Source organism: Limnobacter sp. CACIAM 66H1 (assembly GCF_001601825.1).
In the GTDB taxonomy this organism is placed as follows: Bacteria; Pseudomonadota; Gammaproteobacteria; order Burkholderiales; family Burkholderiaceae_B; genus Limnobacter.
The window spans coordinates 64284-73325 of sequence record NZ_LUJK01000011.1 but is presented as its reverse complement, the minus strand read 5'-3'; the positions used below and the strand labels follow the sequence as shown (position 1 = coordinate 73325).

The following is a 9042-nucleotide window of genomic DNA, read 5'->3' as shown; positions in this document are numbered from 1 at the left end:
TGCAGGTGTTTCACCACCAGTGTCACCACCAGGCAGGCCTGGCAGTTCTGGCAAGCCACCTTCAGCCAGGCCAGCCAATGGAGCCAATACTGCGTCCAGAGGTGTGCCTGTTGGGCCTTCACCTGTGTCACCACCAGGCAGGCCTGGGAGTGCAGGTGCGCCGGGGATGCCACCAGCCAGCAGGCCGTCCAGTGCAGCAGCACCAGTGATGATGCCGTCTTCAATTGGTTGACCAATCGTCGGGATCATCTCGATTGGAGCTGCATCCACGAACTGCTGGGCTGCGCTTTCAATCGGACCGGCATCTGGGTTAGGTGCAGGTGTTTCACCGCCAGTGTCACCACCAGGCAGGCCTGGCAGTTCTGGCAAGCCACCTTCAGCCAGGCCAGCCAATGGGGCCAATACTGCGTCCAGAGGTGTGCCTGTTGGGCCTTCACCTGTTCACCTCGTCACCACCAGGCAGGCCTGGGAGTTCTGGCAAGCCACCTTCAGCCAGGCCGGCCAATGGGGCCAGCACTGCGTCCAGAGGTGTACCTGTTGGGCCTTCACCAGGTTCACCTTCGTCACCACCAGGCAGGCCTGGGAGTGCAGGTGCGCCGGGGATGCCACCAGCCAGCAGGCCGTCCAGTGCAGCAGCACCAGTGATGATGCCGTCTTCAATTGGTTGACCAATCGTCGGGATCATCTCGATTGGAGCTGCATCCACGAACTGCTGGGCTGCGCTTTCGATTGGGCCAGCTGTTGGGTTGGGCTCTTCTGGCTCTTCGCCATCGTCACCGCCACCCATGTCTGGCAAACCACCTGAACGCAGTGCTTCGACGAGAGGCTCAGTAACTGCTTCGAACGGTGTGTTGGTGCCAATGTCTTCAATTACGCCAGCCAGGTTTTCAGCGAAAACGGCTGGATCAGCATTTTCCATCAAGGCGTCTGTCAGTGGTGACAGTGGTGTTTCGGGGATACCACCCTCGCCGCCACCGGGTAAGCCTGGCAGTGATGGAGCACCGCCACCAATTGCGTCGGCAATCGGGTCAAGGATCACGTCCAGCGGTGTGCCAGTTGTGCCGCCTTCTCCAGGTTCTTCGCCTTCGCCGGGTTCGCCGCCGTCGTCTTCCGCGCGCTCGCCACCGAGCAGGTTGCCCACGGTTTCAACCAATGGAGCACCTGGGCCAGCAGCTTCTGCATTGCTCGCAGCTTGCTCACCGAGCAGTGCCACGCCACCAGCCAGACCACCGGTGAGTTGTTCAGGAAGCTGTCCACCCGTTGGGTCTTCACCGCCTGCAACTACAAAAGCCAAACCACTGGTGAGTGGTGCCAAAGGAGCAAATGCACCGTTCGGGTTGGTCAGGTCAGTCAGGCCTTCAGCGACATCCTGCAAGGTGCCGGGTACGCCAGGTGAGCCGGTGCTGTCTTCCTTGGTGCCTACGACTGGAGCCAGAATGCCCGCAGTCAATGGGCTCAATGGGCTGTCGTCCGTTGCAAGGACGTTGCCTGCTTTCGTCAGGCCTTTGGCCACACCGTCCACTTCCCCTTTGTTTCTTGCACGTGGGTTGGCCGCTGCTGCCGAAATTACACCTTCCTGCGCGGCGGGCTCGTTCTCGCTATAGCCCAAAGTTTGCGCCAAGGGATCAACAACTGGATCCAGCGGTGTTGGTTCTGCGCCTTCAGCCAAGCCTTGAGACAGGTTGCTTACCGTACCGGCAAGGCCTTCTTGCTCGTTGGTGTAGCCTTCTTGCGGTTGGCCCACTGTTTCAGCCAGCAGGTTGGCGACGCCGGTGGGGTCTTGGTCAGACACACCCGCGATGCCATCCGATACTGTGGCAAGACCATCAGCCACCGCGCCTGTCACGGCAGTGATTGGCGCAAGCGGAGTTTGTTCCAAGCCATCGTTCAGCGACTCGATACCGCCGATCAGGCCAGAGGTGTCGCCTTCTGCATCGCTGTCGGAGTCGGAATCGCTGTCGGAGTCGGAATCGCTGTCGGAGTCGGAATCGCTGTCGGAGTCGGAATCGCTGTCGGAGTCGGAATCGCTGTCGGAGTCAGAATCGCTGTCGGAGTCAGAATCGCTGTCGGAGTCAGAATCGCTGTCGGAGTCGGAATCGCTGTCGGAGTCGGAATCGCTGTCGGAGTCGGAATCGCTGTCGGAGTCGGAATCGCTGTCAGAGTCGGAATCGCTGTCGTCGTTGGGGTCAACTGTAATGACCGTGTCGTCGCCATCGTCGCTCAGGGCGATCGCGCCAAGCGCAGCGCCACCAATGGCTGCACCAACGCCAGCACCGGCGCTACCGCCAGCCAGCAAGCCGGCACCCACCAGGCCAGACATGGTGCCTTCGTAAGGTGTCAGGATTGCTGAACTCACTTCATTGTCGATGTCATAGAGCTCTACGCCTTCACTCAGTGCCACAACCTCTGTTCTAGTCGCGCCGTCTGCAACGGTGGAGGTAATCTGTTCCAGCTTGGCTGACGCATTGGGCGCCAGTTGCAAAAGTGTGTCGCCGTGTCCAGCGGACATGGCAGGCATCAAAACCTCGGCAGTTTGATTGCCTGTATTGGTCACTACGTCGTTCCATTTCAAGGCATCGCCTTGACTTAGTTCAACGATCTTGCCGCCGCGTTCGACCTGAAGGCCGGCTGGCGATTTGATAATTCCAACATTCGGGTTGGCGTTTTCCATGATTCACATTTCCTTGGGGCTAGAGAGTTGGTTAGGCAAGTTCACTGCTATAAGCGTTTTACTCACAAGGGATTTAATCGGATTCACAAGAAAACAGATATCTGCAAGAAAATTTTCCTCTTGCTGGCTGAGTTAATTCCAATTGTGAAACGATTTCATCATTTAAAATTAACAAGTGTTTATTGGTGGTGATTTTTTGTTTATTTACTGCAATAATCGATTTGAAATTTTTTTCATATCATCGATTGATCAACATCGAAAATAATCCGATTCAATCGAGATTTTCAGATCTTCATGGTCTTAAAGGGGGACTCATTTGGGTGGGGGGTGTTTGGTAAGAATTCGTATGTAGCACTGTAATTCTTGAGCCCCTGGTTGATACAGATGAGAGTTGAACCGGTCACAAGGTAAATTTGTGTATTTTTATTGGCAATTTGAACTTGGCCAATTCAAGATGCCGTGGTGGGGTGTCAAAGTGTCAACTCAGGAAGAAATGACCAATCTATCCGGGAAAGCATGAAGAAGTTTTTGAGTAACCACACAAGCAAGGCTTTTATCCGGCTTTGTGCCGTTTTCAGTGCAATAACCCTTCACACGGGCGTGGTGTACGCCCAAGATACAGTCACTGAGTTCGATCTTCCCACTGTGAATTACGAGGTGCCTGAGGAATTCAAGGATTTGATTGAGCAGTCTACGTTGCAAATTCGTTCGACTGCCCAAGTCAACGACAATGGCGATGTATGGCAACTTTTCAGAAGATTGAGGCCCGCCATTCGAGATGCGCTCGGCACTGAGGGCTATTTCGCGCCCTCCATTCAGCGGATAGTCGATGAAACCGTTCCTGAAGAAGCGGCACCGCCGCTGAACATCAAAATTGAGCCGGGGGTACAAAGTAAAATTGTGTCAGTGGATATTCAATTCGATGGTGAAATCAACCAAGATGAATTCGCGCAACGCCGTGAGCGTTTGAAGACCTTGTGGTTGTTGGGTGTCAATCAACCCTTTAATCAAGCGGATTGGAGTGCCAGTAAAGACAATCTTCTGCGAGACTTGCTGGCCAAGGATTTTGCTGCGGCAACACTTTCGGAAAGCCTGGCAGATGTCGATCCAGAGAATCATACAGTCGCCCTGAGCGTGGTCTATGACAGTGGTCCGGTCTTTACCTTTGGCGAGTTGCAAATTGAAGGTTTGAACAAATACCCCAAGGATCTGGTTTCCCGTTACAACAGCATTCGTCCCGGCGATCGATATGAACAAGAACGTCTGTTGACTCTGTTGGCGGATCTTCAGGGAACAACCTACTTTTCAGCCGTTGATGTGAAAATTGATGCGGATGATCGGCAGCCGGTGAACGTCCCAATTGAAGTCACCGTGATGGAAAGTGACAGCAAACGTCTTGGTTTGGGTGCGGGTTACAGCTCCAACACCGGGTTTCGAACTGAGGCCACGTATCAATTCAATAATCTGTTTGATCGGGCTTACTCGCTGGTTACAGGGGTTCGCTTGGAACAAAAGCGCCAGTCGGCCTACGCAGATGTATTCCTTCCCCCGTCAACCCGCGGTATTACCGATTCGGTTGGGGTTGCAGTTGATCACCAGGAAATATCAAACCTTGAGGTGGATCGTTCCTCTGTAGGCGTGATCAGGGAATTCAACAAAGGCATTAATGATTACCGTTTGGGTCTGAATTTTCAGTTGGAAGAGCGAAGGGCGCTTGGCATCAATTTTGGACAAACCCAGGCGCTGGTTGCCAGTTCATCCTGGACAAGAAATGCAGTGGACGACCGATTGAATCCCTCTGAGGGATACATCGCTTTTGGCCAACTGGCTGTTGCTGCGGAACAGTTTGCCTCTGATCAGGATTTTGTGCGTTTGTACGGGCGAGTGCAGAAGTTTTGGTCTCCTTCCCGGGAAAATCTGTTTTCTGCCCGATTTGAGGTTGGTACGGTGGTGGCCAGTGCACGCCGGGATATTCCACAAGACTATCTGTTTCGCGCGGGCGGGACCAACAGTCTTCGTGGGTTTGATTTTCTCGATTTGGGTGTTATTGATCAGGGGGTTTTGGTGGGCGGTCGTCGCCTGATGATCGGTAGCCTCGAGTACACGCGGTGGTTTGAAGGTGGGCCCCTGGGGGCTGCAGTTTTTACGGATGTCGGTGATGTGTCTGACAACTGGGATGACCTTGATCCCAAACCTGCGGTGGGTGTTGGGGTGCGGTACAAAACTCCGGCCGGGCCTATCGCTTTCGATATTGCGAAAGCGGCAGACCAGGACAATTTGAGAATTCACTTTGCGCTGGGGGTGGCATTTTGAGGCGTGGGGTGATTGTTTTATGTTCCTTGGTGTTGTCAGCGATGATGCTGGTGACCGCTGGAGTTGTATGGGTGACCCAGACGGAACAAGGCCTTCGATTTGCTGCCGCTCAGGCGCAGGACTGGGTGAACAGCAATTCTGATCAGCAGCTCGAATTCGGCAGATTCCAGGGTACTTTGTGGCGGGGGTTTGATCTCGAGTTTGTTCGATGGCAACAAGAAAATACCCAGGTCGAGGCGGAGCAAATTCGAATTGCGGTGGACTGGTCCAGGCTGCTTGATCAAATGATTCGAATCAACACCTTGTCGGCAAGGGTTGTCCGCATTGATTCACCGCCCACGGAGAATGACGACCCCCTGGTGATTCCAGACAGAATTAGCGTGCCGGTCGATCTTGATTTGCATCAACTTCGGGTGCAGCAATTGTTGATCAATGGTGAAGAATTGAAGAGCCTGAGTGCAAAGGTTTCAATTCAATCGGAACAGTTGAGCGTCCACCATTTTTCCTTGAATGTGCGTGATACACAGATCGACTCTTCAGTTGAAATCACTTTGGCGAAGCCTTACCAGATCACTGGCGAAGTGAATGCACGTCGCGAATTGGATGATCTGTTGCTCAATGCGCAGTTGGCAGCCACGGGGTCAATTGAGCGCCTGGAGCTTGCCCTGAATGCGAAAGGGGAAAACATCAGCAAACCGGATCAAACCCAGAATGTGCAGGCCAATGCTGTGTTGACCTTGCTGGGTTCAAACCCCTTTGAAACTGTGCGTTTAAACGCGGAAAATTTTGATCCGTCCAATTGGCTGGAAGGGGCGCCGCACGCCTCGCTAGCGATTGTTGCAACTGTAGAACCCAACGACGATTTTTCTGAAAGCACTGGCAATTTTTCCATTCGAAATGCCCGACCCTCAACCGTCCAGTCTGGCGGGTTGCCACTGTCTTTGATTCAGGCGCGCTTTAATTTGAGTCTGAAGGAACAACGTCCTGAACAACTTGATTTGTGGGTGGATGAACTCCGCCTGGCCGAGGGAAAACGTCAGGCTGGCAGCGCGAACGCCACGATTCAGTGGCGTGCACCCAAGCAGCTTGATCATCAGGATGACTCGCTGGATGTTCTCGCGGGCGATATGAACTTTGACATCAAGACAAACAATATAGATGCCTCGGTATTGGCTAGGTTGCCACAGCGACTCGCATTGACGTCCATGATTCAAGGCACCAAAACCGGCACACAGGTTCGGGTGGAGCGCCTACAGGTCCGTGATCGGCAAGCGGAGCTGCTTGGCAAGTTGCAGATCGACCTGGTGGACAAAGTACCGCTTGATACGCAGATTGAGTTGAGGAAAATCAACCCGGCCAACTACGTTCCGGATGCCGGTCCATTCTTGCAGGGCGACCTGAACGGCACGGCCTCGTTTACTGGTGTTTTGATTCAGAGCGGAAAAGCGGGGGCTGTTGATCCTGTGGGTGAAATCATTGTGGATCTGATGAACTCCCGTTTGGCCAATGCCCCGCTTAAACTGCTTGCCAAGGCACACAGGGGGTATGTCGCGCTTGACTAATGTGCTGCTGGACCTGGACGTGGTGGGCAACACTGTGAAAGCAAACGGGAGTTACGGGGCTCAGTCTGATTTTGTTGATCTGGATGTGAATCTGGATGAGCTGCCACGCCTCGGAAAACTGGTTCAAATGGAACTTTCCGGAACAGCAAGGTTGAGAGGAAAACTGCGCGGATTTGACGGAAACTTCTCGGGAGAGGGTGATGTGGATGTGCGCCAGTTGAAGCTGGATGACACCATTCAAATTGAGACTGTGTCCGGACAGTTCAATCTTGGTTCGGCGCCTGGCTCACCTTGGGTTGGTGACATTGTGGCGAGCAAAGTGAAGGTGCCAGATGCGGCCACCAATGTCTTGAATGAACTGAAGCTCACACTTCGCGGTATTCGAAGTCAACATCAACTACAGGGTGTTTTTTCCAGTGGATTGCAGCCATTTAGCCGCTTGCGACCGTTGAAGGGAGAGTTTGCGCTGTCGGGCGGGCTTGGCGTTCTGGAGAAACCGAAATCAGTTTCTGGCTGGAAAGGGCAGCTTGCGCAATTGAAGGTGGAGGGCATGTGGTTGCCGGCTCGCAGCTTTTCACTTCAGGCGCCGGCACCGCTTGTGGTGGCACCCGGGTTTGTGGAGCTTGCAGATTTTGTGCTGAAAGGCGAAGACACTTCGGTGTTAAACAACCGGATCCTTCGTGTCGCAGATCGCGAGATACGGGTCGAGGGTGAAATGCCCCAGTTTTATTTTCCACGTATGTCACCGATACTGCGCCAGCAACTGACCGTAGAGCCTAAAGACCTGGTCGCCAAAGTGAACTGGAACTACGTGGCCAATCCCAACAAGGTGGATGGGCATGTGGATATTCGTCATGTGTCCGGTGGTCTGCAAGTACTTTCGGATTCACAGGTGGATGTGAACATTCGGACCATGACTGCAAATCTTGATTTTAATCGAGAGGCTGCCAGTGTTGATTTGAATATCCTTGCCGATGACTTTGGTGCGGTGACTGCAAATCTGAAACTGCCGGTTCAACAGAATCCGCAAACCAAAGCCTGGGGCATTGCCGGTGATGCAGCAATGCAGGGCTCGGTGGCAGCGGGATTCACCGAATTGAATTGGCTTGGCCCCATGATTAGCGGTGGGGTTAGAACCAGCGGCACCGGTCAGGTTGCAATGGCGATTGCTGGTACTGCGAACAATCCGGATGTTCAGGGGCGTTTGTTCGCACTGGACCTGGATGTGTTCCAGCTTGATCAGGGTGTTCGACTTGAAGATGGCAATGTGGTGGTTGACTTCACGACCGACAAGGCGAGTATCGACACCTTCGAATTCACGGTTTACAACCGCCGCCCACCCCGCCGTTACATTGAGGAGTTGGGGCCACTGATTCAAGGCAACGGCAAAGTGCAAGCACAGGGTGTTTGGAACCTGACCGGTTTGAATGGTGAGATAAGACTGACCATGGACAGGGTACCCCTGCTTCAGCGACCTGACCGATGGATGATGGTGAATTCCAGCGTGACTGTGCAGCAACCCAGCGTGGATGGACAGCCACTCAAAATTCGGGGCGAGGTGGATACTTTGGGGGCATATTTTGAGATGCCCGAGAGTGGTCCTCAAACCTTGGGTGATGATGTCTTCATTCAGGGGCGCAGTGAACTGGCCGGACAAGGTTTGCCGATAGACCTGCAATTGCGCGCCAACTTGGGCGAACGGTTTTACGTGAATGCTGAAGGCTTGCGAACCCGGCTTGAGGGTGGTTTGCGTTTGGTGATGCTGGAGGGTGTTGGAGGCAGTGGGCAGCGCCGATCCGGCAGGCGTTTGAGTGCAACCGGGACCATTCAAACCGTGAGTGGTACCTACCGTGCATACGGGCAAGATCTGTCCATCGAACGAGGTGTGGTCAATTTTCAGGGGCCTCTGGACAATCCGGGTCTGAATGTTCGCGCGGTGCGAAAAGGCGTGGCGGTTGAAGCGGGTGTTGAAGTGACAGGTACGGCGCAGCGACCCAAGGTCAGTCTGGTCAGCGAGCCGGCAGTGCCTGATTCAGAGAAGTTGTCCTGGATGATTCTTGGGCGAGGTAGTGGCTCTGCAGACCGTGATTCCACCTTGTTGCTCACGGCCGCCGCGGCAATTTTTGGTGATGAGGACGAGAGCACCACTCGCAAGATTGCGAAATCGATCGGGATTGATGATCTGAGTCTCAGCACGGGTTCGCTGACTGCGGCAGACTCCCGCGCCGTGGGCAGCAAAGTGGCCATTGCGCCCGGCGCCGATGCCTCTGCAAATGTGATCGGTTCCGATGACCCACTGCTCTCACAACGAATTGTGTCCTTGGGAAAACGATTTAGCGATCGTGTCTATCTGAGTTTCGATCAATCGGTAACCACGGCAGCCAGTATCCTGAAATTGAATTACCAGTATTCCAGGCGGCTCAGCTTTATTGCGCGGGCTGGCGCAGACAATGCAGTCGATGTGCTTTATCAATTCTCTTTTGACTGATCACAAGG

Annotated in this window: 4 protein-coding genes and 1 pseudogene; 3 read left to right on the top strand and 2 right to left on the bottom strand. The window is 53.9% G+C overall.

Annotated features, from left to right (window positions below; translation table 11 throughout):
* Both A0129_RS05255 and A0129_RS05250 read right to left on the bottom strand, forming a co-directional pair.
* Positions 1 to 402 (bottom strand): annotated as a pseudogene (locus tag A0129_RS05255) (hypothetical protein); the annotation flags it as partial.
* 31 nt (positions 403 to 433) lie between these two features.
* On the bottom strand, positions 434 to 2671 hold the full coding sequence (locus A0129_RS05250) for a hypothetical protein (RefSeq protein ID WP_291713037.1): 2238 nt from the start codon (positions 2669 to 2671) through the stop codon (positions 434 to 436).
* 528 nt (positions 2672 to 3199) lie between these two features.
* Between A0129_RS05250 and A0129_RS05245 the strand changes: the two genes are divergently transcribed.
* The 3 genes from A0129_RS05245 (at position 3200) to A0129_RS05235 (ending at position 9034) form a co-directional block, all read left to right on the top strand.
* Positions 3200 to 4984, top strand: a complete 1785-nt coding sequence (locus A0129_RS05245; RefSeq protein ID WP_291713035.1) for an autotransporter assembly complex family protein — start codon at positions 3200 to 3202, stop codon at positions 4982 to 4984.
* 71 nt (positions 4985 to 5055) lie between these two features.
* A complete protein-coding gene (locus tag A0129_RS05240) occupies positions 5056 to 6546 on the top strand; it encodes a hypothetical protein (RefSeq protein WP_291713033.1) in 1491 nt (496 codons plus the stop codon).
* On the top strand, positions 6530 to 9034 hold the full coding sequence (locus A0129_RS05235) for a translocation/assembly module TamB domain-containing protein (protein ID WP_291713031.1): 2505 nt from the start codon (positions 6530 to 6532) through the stop codon (positions 9032 to 9034). The genes A0129_RS05240 and A0129_RS05235 overlap by 17 nt, the downstream gene beginning before the upstream one ends.
* The last annotated feature ends 8 nt before the right edge of the window (positions 9035 to 9042 follow it).

Excerpts from the sequence above, each read along its gene's own strand:
- A0129_RS05250 (WP_291713037.1), bottom strand. The coding sequence starts at position 2,671 with ATGGAAAACGCCAACCCGAATGTTGGAATTATCAAATCGCCAGCCGGC.
- A0129_RS05235 (WP_291713031.1), top strand. The coding sequence starts at position 6,530 with ATGTCGCGCTTGACTAATGTGCTGCTGGACCTGGACGTGGTGGGCAAC.